15 protein-coding genes are annotated in these 18450 nt (G+C 62.4%); 4 read left to right on the top strand and 11 right to left on the bottom strand.

What is annotated here, in order from left to right:
* Positions 1 to 539 precede the first annotated feature (539 nt).
* Positions 540 to 1217, top strand: coding sequence for a sugar transferase (locus NKH33_RS10345; protein WP_023676307.1), 678 nt, complete (start codon positions 540 to 542; stop codon positions 1215 to 1217).
* 207 nt (positions 1218 to 1424) lie between these two features.
* Complete coding sequence (locus NKH33_RS10340; protein WP_352540403.1) at positions 1425 to 2636, top strand: polysaccharide biosynthesis/export family protein; 1212 nt, start codon at positions 1425 to 1427, stop codon at positions 2634 to 2636.
* A 125-nt stretch (positions 2637 to 2761) separates the two neighbouring features.
* Here the strand turns inward: NKH33_RS10340 and NKH33_RS10335 are convergent, their stop codons facing one another.
* Positions 2762 to 4033 (bottom strand): O-antigen ligase family protein, encoded by a 1272-nt coding sequence (locus tag NKH33_RS10335; protein ID WP_352919277.1) that lies wholly within the window; start codon positions 4031 to 4033, stop codon positions 2762 to 2764.
* Between the two features lie 341 nt (positions 4034 to 4374).
* Between NKH33_RS10335 and NKH33_RS10330 the strand changes: the two genes are divergently transcribed.
* Positions 4375 to 5127, top strand: a complete 753-nt coding sequence (locus NKH33_RS10330) for an SDR family NAD(P)-dependent oxidoreductase (protein WP_352919275.1) — start codon at positions 4375 to 4377, stop codon at positions 5125 to 5127.
* Positions 5128 to 5167: 40 nt separating this feature from the next.
* Here the strand turns inward: NKH33_RS10330 and NKH33_RS10325 are convergent, their stop codons facing one another.
* Positions 5168 to 5749 (bottom strand): DUF1349 domain-containing protein, encoded by a 582-nt coding sequence (locus tag NKH33_RS10325; RefSeq protein ID WP_352540401.1) that lies wholly within the window; start codon positions 5747 to 5749, stop codon positions 5168 to 5170.
* Between the two features lie 37 nt (positions 5750 to 5786).
* Positions 5787 to 7223: an aldehyde dehydrogenase family protein gene (locus NKH33_RS10320; protein WP_352919385.1), complete on the bottom strand. Its 1437-nt coding sequence runs from the start codon at positions 7221 to 7223 to the stop codon at positions 5787 to 5789.
* Between the two features lie 175 nt (positions 7224 to 7398).
* On the opposite strand from NKH33_RS10320, the gene NKH33_RS10315 reads away from it, so the two are divergent.
* On the top strand, positions 7399 to 8430 hold the full coding sequence (locus NKH33_RS10315; RefSeq protein ID WP_352767258.1) for a hydroxyacid dehydrogenase: 1032 nt from the start codon (positions 7399 to 7401) through the stop codon (positions 8428 to 8430).
* 27 nt (positions 8431 to 8457) lie between these two features.
* Here NKH33_RS10315 and NKH33_RS10310 read toward each other — a convergent pair whose 3' ends face one another.
* The 8 genes from NKH33_RS10310 to ntrB form a co-directional block, all read right to left on the bottom strand.
* Complete coding sequence (locus NKH33_RS10310) at positions 8458 to 8943, bottom strand: hypothetical protein (protein ID WP_352767260.1); 486 nt, start codon at positions 8941 to 8943, stop codon at positions 8458 to 8460.
* A gap of 104 nt (positions 8944 to 9047) precedes the next feature.
* Positions 9048 to 11879 (bottom strand): nitrate reductase, encoded by a 2832-nt coding sequence (locus tag NKH33_RS10305; protein WP_352919271.1) that lies wholly within the window; start codon positions 11877 to 11879, stop codon positions 9048 to 9050.
* A gap of 3 nt (positions 11880 to 11882) precedes the next feature.
* Positions 11883 to 12212 carry a nitrite reductase small subunit NirD gene (gene nirD / locus NKH33_RS10300; RefSeq protein ID WP_023676297.1) on the bottom strand — a complete coding sequence of 110 codons (330 nt, stop codon included), beginning with the start codon at positions 12210 to 12212 and terminating at the stop codon, positions 11883 to 11885.
* 66 nt (positions 12213 to 12278) lie between these two features.
* On the bottom strand, positions 12279 to 14729 hold the full coding sequence (gene nirB, locus NKH33_RS10295; protein WP_023676296.1) for a nitrite reductase large subunit NirB: 2451 nt from the start codon (positions 14727 to 14729) through the stop codon (positions 12279 to 12281).
* Between the two features lie 19 nt (positions 14730 to 14748).
* Positions 14749 to 16050: an MFS transporter gene (locus tag NKH33_RS10290; protein ID WP_352448438.1), complete on the bottom strand. Its 1302-nt coding sequence runs from the start codon at positions 16048 to 16050 to the stop codon at positions 14749 to 14751.
* Positions 16051 to 16108: 58 nt separating this feature from the next.
* Positions 16109 to 16306, bottom strand: coding sequence for a twin-arginine translocation signal domain-containing protein (locus tag NKH33_RS10285; protein ID WP_352919268.1), 198 nt, complete (start codon positions 16304 to 16306; stop codon positions 16109 to 16111).
* A gap of 391 nt (positions 16307 to 16697) precedes the next feature.
* The gene (locus tag NKH33_RS10280) at positions 16698 to 17495 is read right to left on the bottom strand and encodes an ABC transporter ATP-binding protein (protein ID WP_352469908.1); all 798 of its coding nucleotides are present in this window, start codon (positions 17493 to 17495) and stop codon (positions 16698 to 16700) included.
* An 11-nt stretch (positions 17496 to 17506) separates the two neighbouring features.
* Complete coding sequence (ntrB, locus tag NKH33_RS10275; RefSeq protein ID WP_352919265.1) at positions 17507 to 18403, bottom strand: nitrate ABC transporter permease; 897 nt, start codon at positions 18401 to 18403, stop codon at positions 17507 to 17509.
* Positions 18404 to 18450 lie beyond the last annotated feature (47 nt).

Genomic DNA, 18450 nt, shown 5'->3' with positions numbered 1-18450 from the left:
CTCTGCGAGCTTATTTAGGTTGCCCGCTTCTGGCCGGTTGCTTCCGGCCTAGCCCAATCTGTCCATAGTCCGACAGAAACAATTTGCAACTCTATTGAGCCGCGCAATAGGCGGCAAGGGCAGCTGCGCAATAAATTTTAAACGAATCCTCGGGATCGACTCTGCCATGGTGCAACGCACACGTCGGCATCACCACTGATTGCCGGATATCGACTCACTCCAGTAAGATTTATAATATTGAATAGTATTTCAGCATAACATCAGTCATTATCTTGAAATTCTAAATGACGGCAAAGCTCCACAGGAGGGTATAAAGAGCGATTCGCCTAAAATCAGCCCCAAAATAGGACTAGTTTTTCCAAAATTGCCCATAATCTGTCTCTTTTGCGACATAAAGGCGAAATTTTGTGCAGGACGAGTTTATTATTTAGTCAGTTCATGACGCGACTATTACAGCCGTCTGGGAAATTGTGTGTTGCGCTGCAACATTTTTTTGGTATCGTGCGGTAAACCATCCGTTCAACGTATGGAGTTTACGCATGAGGGACGTAGCCAAGCCGGCCGATGCGGATTTTTCGCAGGCCGGCGTCGATTTTCCGCCACCGATTGGCGGCCTGCTCAAACGCAGCTTCGATATTGTCGGTTCGCTGATCGGCCTGGTCGCTCTCAGCCCGCTGTTCGTGATGATAGCGCTGCTTGTCAGGTTTTCCGATGGCGGGCCGATTTTCTATGGTCACAGCCGGATCGGCCGCGGAGGACGGATTTTTCCGTGCCTCAAGTTCCGCACCATGGTTCCAGACGGCGAGCGGGTGCTTGCTGCCTATCTCGCCGCGAATCCGGAGGCCAACGCCGAATGGATAGCGACCCGCAAGTTGAAGAACGACCCGCGGATCACGCGCGTCGGAGCGGTGCTGAGGAAGCTCAGCCTCGATGAGTTGCCGCAGATCATCAACATCCTGCAGGGGGATATGAGCCTGGTCGGGCCTCGTCCCGTGGTGCGCGATGAGCTGGAGATTTATGGCAATTCGGCCGTCTATTATCTTAAATCGCGCCCCGGCCTGACAGGGCTGTGGCAGGTCAGCGGACGCAACGATGTTTCGTATGACAGCCGCGTCGCATTCGACAGGCACTATGTCGAGAACTGGTCGATGTTCGAAGACATCCGCATCATCATCAAGACCGTACCCGCGGTCTGGATGTCGCGAGGCTGCTACTGACGGCCGCTTGCTGGCCGTGCATCGAGGAGCGACTGTCCAGAATTCGGGCCTGGAACTCAGGCCCCTAACTCAGGCATCGGCAGCTCATCGGGCGGGGCAAACCAGATCGGAAACGCTCAGTTGAAAGCAGATACAATCGATATTTTTTGCACCGGTATTCTCTCCAGACGCATGCGGCGAGTACGGCTTTTGACGACTTGCCTTACAATGGCGACCGGCCTGACGCTGTCGCTCGCCTTGCCACAGTTTGCCTTCGCCGACGACTATCGCCTAGGAGCACAGGACAAGCTGACCATTCGCGTGGCGGAATGGCAGACCGTCGAAGGCACGTTCCGTGACTGGTCGGCCATCAATGGAGAATACACGGTCGGGCCCGCTGGAACCTTGTCGGTTCCCTTCGTCGGCGAGATGCCCGCATCCGGCAAGACGACTTCGGAGATCGCCGCATCGCTCGGCGAGGCGCTGCAGCGCAAGCTCGCTCTGGCCGACAAGCCGGAGGCTTCCGTCGAAATGGCACAGTACCGGCCATTCTACATCTCCGGCGAGGTGCAATCGCCCGGCCAGTATCCTTGTGTGCCTGGGTTGTCCGTGCTGAAAGCGATGAGCATTGCCGGCGGAGCCCGGCGGAACCCGGAGAGCGGGCAGCGCTACGACCGCGACCTGATCAATGCGAAGGGCAATTTCGACGTATTACAAGACCAATTGGTCAGGCTGACCGTCAAGCGCGCCCGCATCGAAGCGGAACTGGCGGACAAGCCGGCATTCGCGGTGCCGAAAGAGGTGGCCGACGATCCGAAGCTGCCCAGCATCGTTGCCGATGAGACGGCGATCCTGGCGGCCGACCAGAAGAAACTCAAGCTGCGCTTGCAGGCGCTCGACGATTTGAAGGCGCTGCTGCAGAGCGAGATCGATTCGCTGCAGAAAAAGATCGTCAACCAGCAGAAGCAGGTTGATCTGGCGAAGGAGCAGCTCAACGGCATCGGCTCGCTGGCGCAAAAGGGCCTGGTCGTCAACACGCGGGTTTTGAACTCGCAGCAAACCATCGCCGATCTCGAGGGCCAGATCCTGGATTACGAAACGGCGATTCTCACGGCCAAGCAGTCGATCAGCAAGGCCACCCAGGACGCCATCGATCTCGAGAATACCCAGAACTCCAGCCTCGCGACCGACCGGCAACAGACGGAAGCCGATCTCAACGAGGTGACGCTGAAGCTGAATATGGAAAAGGCCTTGATGTCCGAAGCCTTGTCGGGCAGCCCCATGCCGCAATTCTACGGCAACAACGAACCAGCGGCCTTATCATTTTCCCTGGTGCGGGTGGTCGACGGCAAGACCAGCGAAATCACCGCCGATGAAGACACGCCGGTGCTGCCAGGGGACGTGATCAAGGTCAAACCGGCGCCCCTGGCCATCCAGTAGCTTCTTTCCACCGGAGCAAAGCACCAACCCCGCAGGCAGCGGTCTGCGGGGTTTTTGCGTTTGGGATCTTATGGGTCAGAAAACAAGGCGGCCTTCGGGCAACGAACCGCCTGGATCCGCCCGCTCTAGCCTCGCACGGCGTCCGGTTCCTCAAGATGGTTCACGGCGCTCCACCGGGAAGGAGCGACGGCCGGCACCCTCACCAGCTTGAAGTAGCTGTAGTACAGCAGGAACGATCCCATGATGTAGGGATTGAGGGTCTCGACCTCGACGAAGGATCGGATGAACAGAAGCACCATGACGCCGGCAAGAATCACGGAGTCGGCTTGCCATGTCCTGAATATCAGCGCCGAGACGTGACCCCAGAGCGTGCGCAGGATGATCAGCGAAAGCAGTGTCGCGCCGACGAAGCCGAGTTCCACCAGGGTCTCGATGTAGGTGTTGTGGAAGTGGAAGCCGCTTCGCGCGGCGATATAGAATTCGTTCCACAGCCGCTCGGCCTCGGAGAAGCCCTGCACCCAATAAGCCGCGTAGCCGACGCCGAGGATGGGCGATTGCTGCGCGGCATTCCAGCCCTGTTGCCAGAGGTAGGTTCGTCCGGTGAGCGTCGAATCCTTGCCGAAAAGGCCAAGGACAAAGTCCATCAGCCCGAGATTCAGCGCAATCACGGTGCAGGAGACCAGCCCGCCCGCACCGATTATGAAAATTACCCGGCGATGGCGGAGCGAAAGCAGCTTGCCGATGGAAAGCAGGGCGACAAGAGCGAGAACCGCGGGGGTAGATGCCATCGAAGTGGCGGAATGCGACACCACCAGCAGATAGCCCGATAGAAGGACAATCGGTACGATCAACAAACAGCTTATCCGGCCGCGCCTGAGAAAGGCCAGGTAGACAACGCAGAAATAGATGCCAAGCGATGCGACAAAGCCGATCTGGTTCTTGGAGCTGAACGCGCCGACGAAATTATACGTCCCATCGAGAACATCGTAGGAATAGCTCGCGACCTTGAGCGAGTAGAGCAGGACGACGAAAATCCCGATCAGGGCGCCTATGGTCAAGGTCCGGACGCTGACGGTGCGCGCGGCAATGTAGGCGCAGGCGATATGGGAGCAATATTGGACGGCCGTTCTTGCCGTGGTGCCGGGAGCCGCCGACCAGAACACCGAGAAGCAGACATAGGTTGCAAAGGCCAGCGGAAGCCAGGCGCTGGAGCCGTGCCTTAATATCTTGCGGTAGTCGACCAGGATGAGCGGTAGCCAGACTGCATAGTAGGCCAGGATCATGGCCTGGCCGAAAATGGTCGAGTAGGAAAACGCCCAGATCGAGACGGCAACGGCAAAGCTGCCATAGACCGTGTTCTTGTCCGGATCGATCAACAGAGATTTTGGAATCTTCATCTCGATAGCGGTTTTCCGTCCTTGCAGCTCAATGCCGATTTCATGGGCCGCTCGTGGGCCGATCCGTCGGATCGATGGGAGCCTCGCCTGCAGGCGCTCGCATTGTGCAGTGCAATATAACCCATCCGGCGCCGCCTGTCACCCGGATGCCAACCGGGCGCGTCGTTCCAGCCGTTCTCTCCGTATCGGGCTCTCCATACCGGGCGAGACGATTTGGCCAGAAGCAGTGCCGTACAATTGACCGGTGCTGGCCCATCATAAGCTGTTCTGAGGTTGCAAGTCCGCGCTTGAACTTGTCCGCCGTTGACTTCACATTCGCCGCCAATTGGGAGGAAGACCACATGCCGATGAGTTTCGCGGGACGATTTGCCGGACGATCTGCCGTTATCACCGGCGGCGCCTCAGGCATCGGCCTGGCCGTCGCGCAAAGGATCACTGACGAAGGCGGGCGTGTTTCGGTATGGGATCGCGATGCCGCCCAGATCGAGCAGGCCAAGGCCATTGTTCCAGGCCTGCACAGCGTGACCCTCGATGTTGCCGACCCCCTAGCCGTCGAAGCCGCCGCCGGAGAGACGATCGAAGCGCTTGGCGCAGTCGATGTCCTTGTCACCAGTGCTGCCATCACCGGACCGAACATGACGACCTGGGAGTATTCCGTAGAGGATTGGCGCCGGGTCATCGACATCAACATCAACGGCGTCTTCTTCTGCAACAAGGCGCTGGTCCCGCATATGCTCGAACGCAATTACGGCAGAATCATCAACATCGCCTCGATTGCCGGCAAGGAAGGTAACCCGAACGCCTCGGCCTACAGCACCTCCAAGGCGGCGGTGATCGGCATGACCAAATCGCTCGGCAAGGAACTGGCCAAGACCAAAGTAACGGTGAACTGCGTCACGCCGGCGGCCGTGCGCACCGCGATCTTCCAGCAGATGAGCCAGCAGCACATCGACTTCATGCTGTCCAAAATACCGATGGCGCGGTTCGGCGAGGTCGATGAGGTGGCGGCGCTGATTTGCTGGATCGCGTCCGAGGAATGCTCGTTCACGACGGCTGCCGTCTTCGACGTCTCCGGCGGCCGGGCGACCTACTGAGGCAGGCCGGACGCAAACCGCCCGACCGGATCGCGGCGCCTTAGTCGTGAAGCTCTCGCGAGATCGGCGGGCCGATCGAAAAATCGCTGAATGTCACCTCGAAGCCCTCGCGCTGCGGCGAACAGCACATCATGCCGACATCGACCGTTTTCGACGGGGGGAAATAGGCAAGCCGCACCGGTTTCCAGTGCTTGTCGAATGCGTCGCGATACTGGACGCGGACCGTCTCGGCATGGCGGGTCAGGCGGATCCTGACCCCGTCCGGATCGGCCGGTATGCTGGCCAGCGACCAGTCGGAGGCATCGTTGGTGACGACGACGGAAAAATACATCAGCCCGTCGGTGTATTCGATGCCGGCCTTGATCCAGTGCGTCTCGCTCAGGCGGACCATAAGCCCGGCCTGATCGTAAAGCACCTCATAGTGCCCCTTGACCGTGACTTCGGCGCTGAAATCGCCCTCGACCTCACGATAGAGGAAATGGCCATTGTCGCGCCAGAAGCCGTAGAACGTCTCGCGCCAGAAGTCGGTCTCCTCGCCGGTCCGTACATGCACCGTATTGTTGCCGAAGGCGTGGTGCGGCGGCGGATTGAGCCAGGTCAGGTCCGTATTCTCAGATGCCATCGACTTGCTCGCTGCCTGGCTGGTCTGCCGCCTTTTCTTAGCCGGCAAACGTGTAAGCGGTCTTCACCGTGGTGTAGAACTCTGCGGCATAGCGGCCCTGCTCGCGCGGGCCGTAGCTCGATCCCTTGCGCCCGCCGAAAGGCACGTGGAAGTCGACGCCCGCCGTCGGCAGATTGACCATGACCATGCCGGCTTCCGAATTGCGCTTGAAGTGCGTGGCATGCTTGAGGCTCGAGGTGCAGATGCCGGAGGTCAGGCCGAACGGCGTGTCGTTGGCCACCGCCAGCGCCTCGTCATAATCCTTGACGCGGATGACGTTGGCGACCGGTCCGAAAATCTCCTCGCGCGAGATGCGCATGGCGTTGGTGGTTTCGGTGAACAGCGCCGGCTGCAAATAGAAGCCGCGGGTTTTACGATCGAGCCGCTCGCCGCCGAAGGCGAGATCGGCACCTTCCTGACGTCCGATGGCGATATAGTCCTCGTCCTGTTTCAACTGGCTCTGGTCGACAACCGGCCCGATCTGGGTCTTGGCATCGAGAGCGTCGCCGACGACCAACTTGGCCATGCGGTCCTTGAGCGCCTCGACGAAGCGGTCGTGAATGCCGTCCGTCACCACCAGCCGGGACGACGCCGTGCAGCGCTGGCCGGTCGAGAAGTAGGCACCGTTGATGGCGCAGTCGACAGCGACGGCAAGGTCGGCATCGTCGAGCACGACAAGCGGGTTCTTGCCGCCCATTTCGAGCTGAAACTTGCGCATGTGCTCGACGCTGGCGGCGGCGACGCGCTTGCCGGTGCCGACCGATCCGGTGAAGGTGATCGCGTTGAGGTCAGGACTGTCGAGCATGGCCTGGCCGACCACCGAACCTTTGCCCATCACCAGGTTGAGCACACCCTTGGGCAGCCCGGCGCGGTGCAGGATGTCGACAATAGTCCAGGCGCTCTCCGGAACGAGTTCCGCCGGCTTGAAGACGATGGTGTTGCCGTAGGCCAGCGCCGGAGCGATTTTCCAAGCCGGAATGGCGATCGGAAAATTCCACGGCGTGATGATGCCGACGACGCCGACCGCTTCACGGGTGATCTCGACGCCGACGCCGGGCCGCACGCTCGGCACCAGCTCGCCCGACAGGCGCAGCGTCTCGCCGGCGAAGAAGTCGAATATCTGGGCGGCGCGAACAGTCTCGCCGATGCCCTCGACCAGCGTCTTGCCTTCCTCGCGCGCCAACGCCCGGCCGATTTCATCTTTCCGCGCGGTGATCTCGTCCGACGCCTTCCTCAGCACCGCATGGCGGGCCAGCAGGCCCGATCGGGACCACGCCGGAAATGCCGCGTTCGCCGCCGCGATGGCCTGCCGGGCGTGCTCGGCGCCTCCCGATGCATATTCGCCGACCACGTCGTCGAGATTGGACGGGTTGATGTTACGGGAGCCGGCATCGCCTACCCACTCTCCATCGATGAGGTTCTTTCGAAACGGGATCATGTCGCTGTCTTCCTTGTCGTCCTTCGATCGCCGTCTATCTGGACCACCGACCGCCGCACCGCAAGGCCGAAGGCAGGCAAACTTCTCCTCCTCGACAGGCATGTGATAGGTGTCAGGGCGGGGAAGACGATTCTAGTGTGGTGCGACGCGGATCGCACGGGAGGAAATCATCATGTCCGACAGCGCCTTACCGCTGGTGATCAGCGCACCCGAACCGCGCACGCTCGACCTGATCTTCACGCCGGCTGCGCTGGCGAAATTTCGATCGAAATACCGCATCGTCGAAATATCGCCCGAAGCGGTGGCGGCGCTGCCGGCCGATATCCTTGCCGAGGCGCGCTACATCGTCGGCCAGCCACCTATCGTGCCGGAGACGCTGGAAAGAATGAAGGCGCTGCGCTGCATCTTCAATGTCGAGAGCAACCTCATCAACAACATGCCCTACGAGACGCTGTTTTCGCGCGGCATCCATGTCGTCACCACCGGGCTGGTGTTTGCCGAACCGGTGGCCGAGCTCGGCCTTGCCATGGCGCTCAACCTCGCCCGCGGCATCGTCGACGCCGACCTCGCCTTTCGACAGGGCAAGGAGCTGTGGGGCGGCGACGGCAACCGGGCGGCGCGGCTTCTTTCCGGCGCGGATGTCGGCATTATCGGCTTCGGCGATCTTGGCCGTGCGCTCAACCGGTTGCTGTCAGGCTTTCGCACGCGGACAAAAGTCTTCGACCCGTGGCTGCCGCCGTCGATCCTGATCGAAAACGGCGTCGAGCCCGCCTCTCTCGACGACGTTCTGTCGAACAGCGATTTCGTCTTCGTTGTCGCTTCGGTGACTAGCGAAAACCAGGGCTTCCTCGGCGCCGAGGCGTTTGCCAGGATGCGCAAGGGAGCCGCTTTCATCCTGCTCAGCCGAGCCGGCGTGGTCGATTTCCCGGCACTGATTGACGTCGTCCGCAGCGGCCATATCGTCGCCGCCAGCGATGTTTTTCCTGAGGAGCCGCTTGCCCAGGATCACCCGGTCCGCACATTGCCGGGGTTCCTGCGCTCCGCCCACCGGGCCGGTGCGCTCGACATCGCTTTCAAGCGGATGGGCGACATGGTGCTGGAAGACATGGACCTGGTCGACCGCGGCCTGCCGCCGATGCGTTCGAAGCGGGCCGAGCGTGAGACCGTTTCGCGAATGCGTTCGAAGCCGGTCGACAAGAATTAGGCCGTCTGCCCGACGGGTCGCACATGCTCAGATGGTGAAGGACCAAAACAGGCAGGCCAGTGTCGCTGCGGCGAAGACGACGAAGAACAGGCTTCGCAACAGGATGTTCCGGCGCAGCTCGTTGATGAAGAGATGGCATCCGACGACGGCTGCGACAAACAGGAACCGCCAGTTCAGCAGTGCCGGGAGCACATCGCGCTGACCGAAAGCAAATCTCGCGGCGAGACATCCAACGATGACCGCAAACAACAAGATGACCGTCCAGAAGATCGCATCGGCGGCATGTGTCAGGACGATGCCAGCGAGCCTGATCGGCAGAACCATCATCAGCAGTGCGCTGAAAAAATACATCGCCGCGAGCGGAATGAACGTCCCCGCATCGGCGATGTCGCTCAAGCGCTTGGCACCGATCGCGCCATAGGGATAGCCATGCCTGGCCACCATCAGGCTGAGCGCCATCAGCAAGGCCGTCAGCGCGGCGGCAAGCGCGAATGAGGTCAGGGCTTTGCTCATGAGGCTCCCGTTGCGAGCGAATCGAAGTCAGAACGTTGGTAGCCCATGGTTTGTAAATTGCTAGTAAGCATCATGCAGCGGCACGGCAGAGTTTCTCGGCGCATTCACTCCGCAGCTTGCAGACGCCGCCCGTCGATAATGGTCTTGATCTCGGCGCGGCAAGAGCCGCAATTGGTGCCGGCGTGAAGGGCGGCGCCGATTGCCGCGACGCTGGTACAGCCGCCGCGTACCGCTTCCGCGATCTGGTTGGCACCAACCCCGAAACAGGCGCAGACGATGGCACCGCGGTCGACGCTGTTGCCGCCCGGCCGCCCGGCGACAATCGCCAGCCGCGCCTGCCGATTGGCATGGTCAGCGCCAAGTTGTTCGACTGCCCAGCCGCGCGACACCGCCACCGGGGTTGGCGCAAGATAGAGCGCGCCGACCAGCCTATTGCCTGCGAAACGGGCGAAGCGATGGTGCCCGCCGGCGATGTCGTGATAGGCGAGCGTCTCGCCTTCCATGCCTAATAGCGCGGCGGCAAACCCGGTCCAGTCGCGGCTGTCCTGCAGCGCAATTTCAAGCCGCCAGCCGGCGGGGCCGCGGGCGAGGCTCCAGTAATCGGCGTCGATCGATGCGGGCCGTTCGGCAAGCACGGCGAAGCCGAAGGCTGTGGCGGCGAACCGCTCGATGCGGGCGGCAACATTCTTCGAGGCCGGTTGGCCTGAAATCGCATCGGTCGTCGGCGCGACCAGTGCATCGACGCGCGCGCGGCCGGAGAACTGATCGGTCCAGTGCATCGGAACGAATACAGAGCCTTGGCGTTGGCGCACCGTCACCAAGGCGCGGACCAGCACCTCGCCATGGGCAGTCGAGACGCGGACGATCTCGGCATCGCCGATGCCGAAGTGCTGCGCATCCGACGGGTGGATTTCGACGAACGGTTCGGCCATGTGCTGCGACAAGCGCGGGCTCTTGCCGGTCCGCGTCATGGTGTGCCAATGGTCGCGCACGCGCCCGGTGTTGAGCACCAGCGGGAAGTCCGGGCTGGTGCGGGTTTGTGCGGCTGGGCGGATGGCAATGAAGCGTGCCTTGCCGTCGGGTGTGTAGAAATTGCCGTTGGCGAAGAAGCGGGTGCTTTTGTCCTCCAGCTGGCGCCGCGCGCGCCCCTCTGGCCTGCCGGCCACCTCCCCCTCAAGGGGGGAGATTGACAGTTTTGCCGGCACCGCCTTTTCAGCAATGGCAACGATTGGCGAAACCGGTGGCGACATCCAATCTCCCCCCTTGAGAGGGAGATGGCCGCCAGGCCAGAGGGGGGTTCCCTGGCTCGGCGCTGGCCATTGGAATGGCGCCAACTCCTCATACGTCCCTGCATCGATCCCGGCGTAGGCGCCGATGTCGAAATCGCGTGCCCCGTCATTCTCGAATGTCGACAACGCGGCATGCTCGGCGAAGATGTCGGCCGGCGACACATGCGAAAAAGCCTCGCCGAAGCCCATCCGCTTGGCGACTTCAGCGATGATCCACCAATCTGGCCTTGCCTCACCAGGCGTGGCCAAAAAGGCTCGCTGGCGCGAGATGCGGCGCTCCGAATTGGTGACGGTGCCATCCTTTTCGCCCCATGCGGTGGCCGGCAGCCGGACATGGGCGTGGCGGACCGTGTCGGTCTTGGCCAGCACGTCCGACACCACGACAAACGGGCAGGCCTTGATCGCCGCCTCGACGGCATCGGCGTCCGGCATCGAATCGACGGGGTTGGTGGCCATGATCCACAGCGCCTTGATGCGTCCGTCGGCCACCGCTTGGAACATCTCGACCGCTTTCAGGCCGGGTTTTTCGGCGGCGGTTGGGGCATTCCAGAAGCGCTGCACGCGTTCGCGGTGCTCGGGGTTTTCGATCTCCATGTGGGCGGCCAGCATGTTGGCCATGCCGCCGACCTCACGGCCGCCCATGGCGTTGGGCTGGCCGGTCACCGAGAACGGCCCGGCGCCGGGCTGGCCTATGCGGCCGGTGGCCAGATGGCAGTTGATGATGGCGTTGACCTTGTCGGTGCCCGAAGACGACTGGTTCACGCCTTGGCTGTAGACGGTCACCGTCTTCGCCGTCGCGGCGAACAGGCTGTAGAAGCGGGCCAGTTCGTCCTCACTGAGACCCGTGGCAGCCGCGATGCCGGCAAGATCGAGCGCCGAGGCGGCGAAAAGCGCTTGCCCGAAGCCGGTCGTGTGCGCCGTGATATAGGTGCGGTCCAGCGCGTTGTGCTGGCCGAGATAGGCGAGCAGGCCGGTGAACAAAGCGACGTCACCATCGGGCGCGATCGCCAGATGCATGTCGGCGATGTCTGAGGTCATGGTGCGGCGAGGATCGATCAGCACCACCTTCATCTCGGGCCGCTTTTCCCGGGCGGCGGCAATGCGCTGGTAGAGTACAGGATGGCACCAGGCGAGATTGGAGCCGACCAGCACGATCAGGTCGGCAAGTTCCAGATCCTCGTAATTTCCCGGAACGGTGTCCGAGCCAAAGGCGCGGCGGTGGCCGGCGACCGACGAGGCCATGCACAGGCGCGAATTGGTGTCGATATTGGCCGAGCCGATAAAGCCTTTCATCAGCTTGTTGGCGACGTAATAGTCCTCGGTCAGCAACTGGCCGGAAACATAAAAGGCGACCGAACCAGGGCCGTGTTCGGCAATGGTTTGCGAGAAGGTCGAAGCGACAAGGTCGAGCGCTTCGTCCCAGTCGGTGCGGCGACCGTGGATCTCCGGGTATAGCAACCTGCCGTCGAGATCGATGGTCTCAGCCAGCGCCGAGCCTTTGGAGCAGAGCCGGCCGAAATTCGCCGGGTGGTCCGGGTCGCCGCGAACGGTTATTTCACCGTCCGCGGCGACCTTCGCCAGCACGCCGCAACCCACCCCGCAATAGGGGCAGGTGGTCCTCACCTCGCGCGCTTCATCAATCTGCATGGTTCACGCCGCGCGGCTGGCCAGCGCTTCCAGCGCAATGAACAGCCGCTCGCCGTCGATCCGCACCGCAATGGTGCGCACCGCGCCCTCGTCCGCGCCGAGCGCCTTGCCTGTCTCCAGCGAGATCACCCAATTGTGCAAGGGACAGGTCACCGCCGTGCCATGGACGATGCCCTGGCTGAGCGGCCCACCTTTGTGCGGGCAATGGTCGTCGATGGCAAAGACCTGATCGTCGGCCGTGCGAAAGACGGCGATCTTTCCTTCCGGCGTGGCGACGCAGCGCGCGCCGCGACGCGGAATGTCCGAGAGCGTGCCGATCGATACCCAATTCATGTGGCCATTCCTCTTTTGCGCGTGTTCTTGTCCGAAAACCGCATTCCACTTTTCGGGAACACGCGCCTACTCCGCCGCCTGGGCAAAGCCGACCGAAGCCATCGGCCGGAATTCATGCTTGTCCTTGCCGGAAGCACGTTCCGACCATGGGTCGACCTGGGCGAATTTCTGCGAAAAGACGAAGCGGTCGAAATAGGCTTTGCGCTTCTCGCCATCGTCCATGATCTGACGCTTGATCTCAGCTATGCCGACGCGCTTGGCCCATTTGTAGATACGCTCAAGATAGCGACCCTGCTCGCGATACATCTGCGTCAATGCCACGATATGCTCCAGCGCCTCGTCCTCGGTCTTGACCAGGCCGAGCACTTCGGTGCCCTTGATGTCGAGACCGGCGGCGCCGGCGAAATGGATCTCGTAGCCGCTATCGACGCAGATCACGCCGACATCCTTGCAGGTCGCCTCGGCACAGTTTCGCGGACAGCCCGACACCGCCATCTTGACCTTGGCCGGGGTCCACGAGCCCCACATGAATTTTTCGATACGGATGCCCAAGCCGGTCGAATCCTGCGTGCCGAAGCGGCACCAGTCCGAGCCGACACAGGTCTTCACCGTGCGCAGTCCTTTGGCATAGGCGTGGCCGGAGACGAAGCCGGCCTGGCCGAGATCGGCCCATACCGCCGGCAGGTCTTCCTTGCGGATGCCGAGCATGTCAATGCGCTGGCCGCCGGTGACCTTGACCATCGGGATCTCGAACTTGTCGACGACGTCGGCGATGGCGCGCAATTCGGCCGCGTTGGTGACGCCGCCCCACATGCGCGGCACTACCGAATAGGTGCCGTCCTTTTGGATGTTGGCGTGGACGCGCTCGTTGATGAAGCGCGACTGGTAATCGTCGGCGTATTCGTCGGGCCAGTCGCAGACGAGATAATAGTTGAGCGCCGGCCGGCATTTGGCGCAGCCGCAGGAGGTCTTCCACTCCAGTTCCTGCATGACGGCGGGAATGGTCTTCAGGCCCTTGGCCTTGATCAGCCGGCGGACCTCGTCATGGCCAAGCGCGGTGCAGCTGCACATCGGCTGGACCGCCGCGGGGTTGTATTTGTCGCCGATGGTCAGCACCATCAGCTTTTCGACCAGCCCGGTGCAGGAGCCGCAGGAGGCCGACGCCTTGGTGTGGGCGCGCACATCGTCGAGCGAGGTCAAGCCCCTGGCCGTGATCGCGCCGGTGATCTTTCCCTTGCATACGCCGTTGCAACCGCAGATTTCCGCATCATCCGGCAAGGCTGCAACGGCCGCCATAGGGTCCAGGGGGGCGCCTCCCTGGTAGGACTGGCCGAAGATGAGCGTATCGCGCATCTCGGATATGTCGGTCTGCTTCTTCTTGAGGTCGTTGAACCAGGCGCCGTCCGCCGTCTCGCCATAGAGCACAGTGCCGATGATGCGGTCGTCCTTGAGTACGAGGCGCTTGTAGACGCCGGCCGCGGCATCGCGCAGCACGATCTCCTGACGGTCATCGCCCTCGGCGAAGTCGCCGAGAGAGAACAGCTCGATGCCGGTGACCTTGAGCTTAGTCGGCGTGTCCATGTGGACGAAAGCCGCCGCCTCATTGCCGGCCAGATGGCTGGCGGCGACGCGCGCCATCTCGTAGAGCGGCGCGACCAGCCCGTAGACCTGGCCGTTGACCTCGGCGCATTCGCCGATTGCGTAGATATCGGGATCGTTGCTGCGCATGCCGGCGTCGACGACGATGCCGCGATTGACCGCAATGCCGGCTTCCTTCGCCAGCGCCGCATTCGGCCTGATGCCCACCGCCATGACGACGAGCGTTGCGGGAATGACTGTGCCGTCGGCAAGCTCCACCCGCTCGACCTTGCCGTTGCCGGTGATCGCCTGGGTGTTGGCTTTGGTGATGACCTTGATGCCGCGCTGCTCGACGGCGCGCTGCAGGAGATATCCGGCGGCCGGATCGAGCTGACGCTCCATCAGCGTCGGCATGACGTGCAGCACGGTGACGTCCATGCCCTGCGCGTTCAGACCCGCAGCCGCTTCCAGACCGAGCAGGCCGCCGCCGATGACGACAGCCTTGGCCCGCGACTGGGCGGCAAGCATCATCGCCCGGACGTCGTCGAGATCGCGATAGGTGAGCACGCCCGGCAGGTCATGGCCTGGCACCGGAATGATAAACGGCACCGAGCCGGTGGCGATGACGAGCTTGTCGTAGGGCTCGGTCACGCCATGATCGGAGGTGACGGTCTTTGCCTGCCGGTCGATGGCGACGATCTTGTGGCCCTTGTAGAGGGTGATGCCGTGCTTGATGTACCAGCCGTCGCCATGGATGATGATCTCCTCATAGGCCTTTTCGCCCGACAGAACCGGCGACAGCATGATGCGGTCGTAGTTCACGCGCGGCTCGGCGTTGAAGATGGTGACCTGGTAGCGCCCAGGCGCCTTTTCCAGGAGATGCTCCAGCATGCGCCCGGGGGCCATGCCGTTGCCGATGATGACGAGTTTCTCGGTCATGTCCTGATCCACTCCGCTCTCACTCAGCCGCGTAGGAAAGGCCTGAAGCTTCGTCAGACGCCGTGCGCTCCATCCGCCGGATGGAAAAATGCATCCAGGCAAAGCAGGTGGCGACAATGACGAAGAGCAGCATGAAGCAGCTCGACCAGACGCCGGTGAGGTCGTTGAGCACGCCGAAGGCGATTGGCAGGATAAAGCCGCCGAGCCCGCCAATCATGCCGACAACGCCGCCGACCGCGCCGACACTCTGCGGATAGTAAGCCGGGATGTGCTTGTAGACGGCGGCCTTGCCAAGGCTCATGAAGAAGCCGAGCACACAGGCAACGGCTATGAAGGCAAGCGGGCCGATCTCGAAATGGAAGGCGATCGGCCCGCTGATACCGCGCACGACGTAGTCTGCCGAGGGGAGAGACAGAACGAGAGTCGCGACGGCACTGACAGCGAAGGTGCAGTAGAGCACGGTGCGGGCGCCGATCCGGTCGGAAAGCACGCCGCCATAGGCGCGGAAAATACTTGCCGGAATTGAATAGGCCGCGCCAATCATGCCGGCGGTCGCAAGCCCGAAGCCGTAGACGCCGATCAGGTAGCGGGGCAGCCACAGCGAGAGCGCCACGAATGCACCGAAGGCGAAGAAATAATAGAAGGCGAAGCGCCAGACCTGCAGGTTCTTGAGCGGCGCGAATTCCTGCAAGAAGCTTCTCTTGGGCGCTGCCTTGCCGGCGCGGCGCTCGCGGATGACCGGATCGTCGCCAGTCGTGAACCAGAAGACGGCGGCCATGACGACTAGTGCTGCCGCCCAGATCAGCGCGACCGACTGCCAGCCCCAGGAAAGAAGCACGAACGGTGCCAGGAACTTGGTGACCGCGGCGCCGACATTGCCGACACCGAAAATGCCAAGCGCCGTACCCTGCTTGCCGGCCGGGAAGAAGCGCGAGACATAGGCGACACCGACGGCGAAGGAACCGCCGGCGAGCCCAACGCCTAATGCGGCGACCAGCATCTGCCCGTAGGTGTGCGCAAAAGCGAGCAGAAAGGTCGCGACCGCCGCCGCAAGCATGGTCGCGGTGTATACCAGCCGTCCGCCAAAACGGTCGGTCCAGACACCGAGCACCATACGCACGAGCGAGCCGGTGAGGATCGGCGTGCCGACGAGCAGGCCGAACTCCGTCTCGTTCAGCCCCAGCTCTTGCTTTATGCGCACGCCGATGATTGAAAAGATCGTCCACACCGCGAAGCAGACGGTGAAGGCGATGGTGGACATGGCAAGCGCCTGCCGGGGAGCGCTGTCCTGGCTGGGCGCGGCTGGGAGATTTGCGGTCATTTTCTGGCTCCGGTTTGCGGCGTGGGAGGCACCGCCCTTGTCTGTTCGTTCGCGACTGTCAGCGGCGCAGCATCGGCGAACTGGTTGAAACCGACCTTTGCGCGGTCACTTCGAGACCCTTGCCGTCAGTCTTGGCGCCGGCGGGAAAGACGAGGAGCGCGGCGGTGAACAGCGCCGCCGTCAGCGCGCTGGCGGCCAGAAAATCGCGGCGCGTGAAGTCCGCGAGGGACGCGCCAGTTCCGATCCGTTTCGTCATCGTCGTCTCCGGTTGGCGCCGCTTGGGACCAGCGCGTCGATTGCGTCAAAACAAAAAAGCCGCCGGCCAGGTCTTCGCGTCCGGGATTTCGGGAGCGCGTGTGGACCTGAGCGGCAGCTTTGCCTGTGGCGCCCGCCATTGGACGCCGTGTCACTTGGCCCTTGCGGACCCTACATTTTGGAAAGCAGGAAGCGTGCCAATTCGATAGCGCTCTTAATTATAGAATGAAATCAACATGAACCGCAGCCGCGCGACTTTTGACCAAGCTCGGCAGCGGATCAAAGATTAGTCAAAATGCCTTGCACAGCAGCATAATATTTGTGCAATGCGGTAGATTGCCCATTGCCGATGCAGATTTGCCAATGATGATGACGAGTTTCCAATTATGGCCTTACTCCGCCGCTTCGACGAAGCGGTGGCGTTCGTAGAGGAATTTCAGCACCGCCTCGCGGCAGCGCAGGAAGGTGCGGTCGGAGGAAAGCTCAATGCGCCGACGCGGCCGGGCCAGCGGCACGGGAAGAACCTCGCCGATGGTGGCCGCCGGCCCGTTGGTCATCATCACGATGCGGTCGGACAGCAGCACCGCCTCGTCGACATCGTGAGTTATCATGATCGTCGTCGAGCCGAGCCTCGAATGGATATCCATCACCGCGTCCTGAAGATGCGCGCGGGTCAGCGCGTCGAGCGCGCCGAAGGGCTCGTCGAGCAGCAGGATCTTCGGCTCCATGGCCAGCGCCCGGGCGATGCCGACGCGCTGCTTCATGCCGCCCGAAATCTCGGCCGGACGTTTGTCCTTGGCATGCGCCATCTGCACGAGATCGAGATTGCGCATGATCCATTCATGCCGCTCGGCCCGGCTCTTTTTGCCGCCGAAGACCTTGGATACCGCGAGGCTGATGTTTTCGTAGACGGTGAGCCATGGCAGCAGGCTGTGGTTCTGGAACACCACGGCGCGTTCCGGGCCGGGGCTGTCGACCTCCTTGTCTTCGAGCAGGACGGCGCCGGCCGAGACCTTGGTCAGGCCGGCGATCAGGTTGAGCAAGGTCGACTTGCCGCAGCCGGAATGGCCGATGATCGAGACGAATTCGCCCTTGTCGATGGTCAGCCGGATGTCCTTCAGCACGTCGCTGACCTGGCTGCCGCGGGCGAAGGATTTGTCGATGTGGTCGAGTTTCAGATAGGCCGTCATCGTCCCTCTCCTCACTTTGCTGTTGTGCCGCGGGTGACGAAGACGCCGACCGCCGCGACCAGGCGGTCGAGGCAAAAGCCGGTGACGCCGATATAGGCGAGCGCGACAATGATGTCGGGCAGGCGCGACGAGTTCCACGCGTCCCAGATGAAGAAGCCGATGCCGACGCCGCCGGTCAGCATTTCGGCGGCGACGATGGCGAGCCAGGACAGGCCGATGCCGATCCGCAAGCCGGTGAAGATATAGGGCGCGGCCGCCGGCACCATGATCTTCACAAAGAACTCGAACTGGTTGAGCCGGAGGATACGGGCGACGTTGCGGTAGTCCTCGGGGATGTTGCGGACACCGACCGCGGTGTTGATGATTATGGGCCAGATCGAGGTGATGAAGATGACGAAGATCGCCGACGGGCTGGAATCGCGGAACGCCGCCAGCGACAGCGGCAGCCACGCGAGCGGCGGCACCGTGCGCAGGATCTGGAAGACCGGATCGAGACCGCGCATCGCCCAGATCGACTGGCCGACGAGCGCGCCGAGCGCGACGCCGACGATTGCTGCCAGGCCGAAGCCCATGGCGACGCGCTGCAGCGACATCAGCACCCGCCAGGCGAGTCCGATGTCCTGCGGGCCATTGTCGAAGAACGGGTGGGCGATCAGGTCATAGGCCTCGTTCCACACCTGGCTCGGCGGTGGCAGGCTGGCCGTCGGCGACGAACAGGCGACCTGCCAAACGACGAGCATAATGGTGATGACGATGACCGGCGGCACCAGCGTGCTGGCCAGTTTGGCGGCGATCGCGGCCGGGTCGAAGCGGCGCGGCGCCCTGGCGGTCAAGGCGATGATTTCGGCGGGCTTGGCCGGTGCGGGGAACGGCTTCACCTTGCGGTCCTCGATGGCTTGGATAGACATTCTCGAAAAACTCCTTGGCGGCAGGTGCAAGGCAGGCGGCGGTGCCA

Source organism: Mesorhizobium sp. M1182, from assembly GCF_040318335.1.
Classification (GTDB): Bacteria; Pseudomonadota; Alphaproteobacteria; order Rhizobiales; family Rhizobiaceae; genus Mesorhizobium.
The sequence above is the reverse complement of the archived record's forward strand: the minus strand, read 5'-3'. Positions and strand labels throughout refer to the sequence as shown.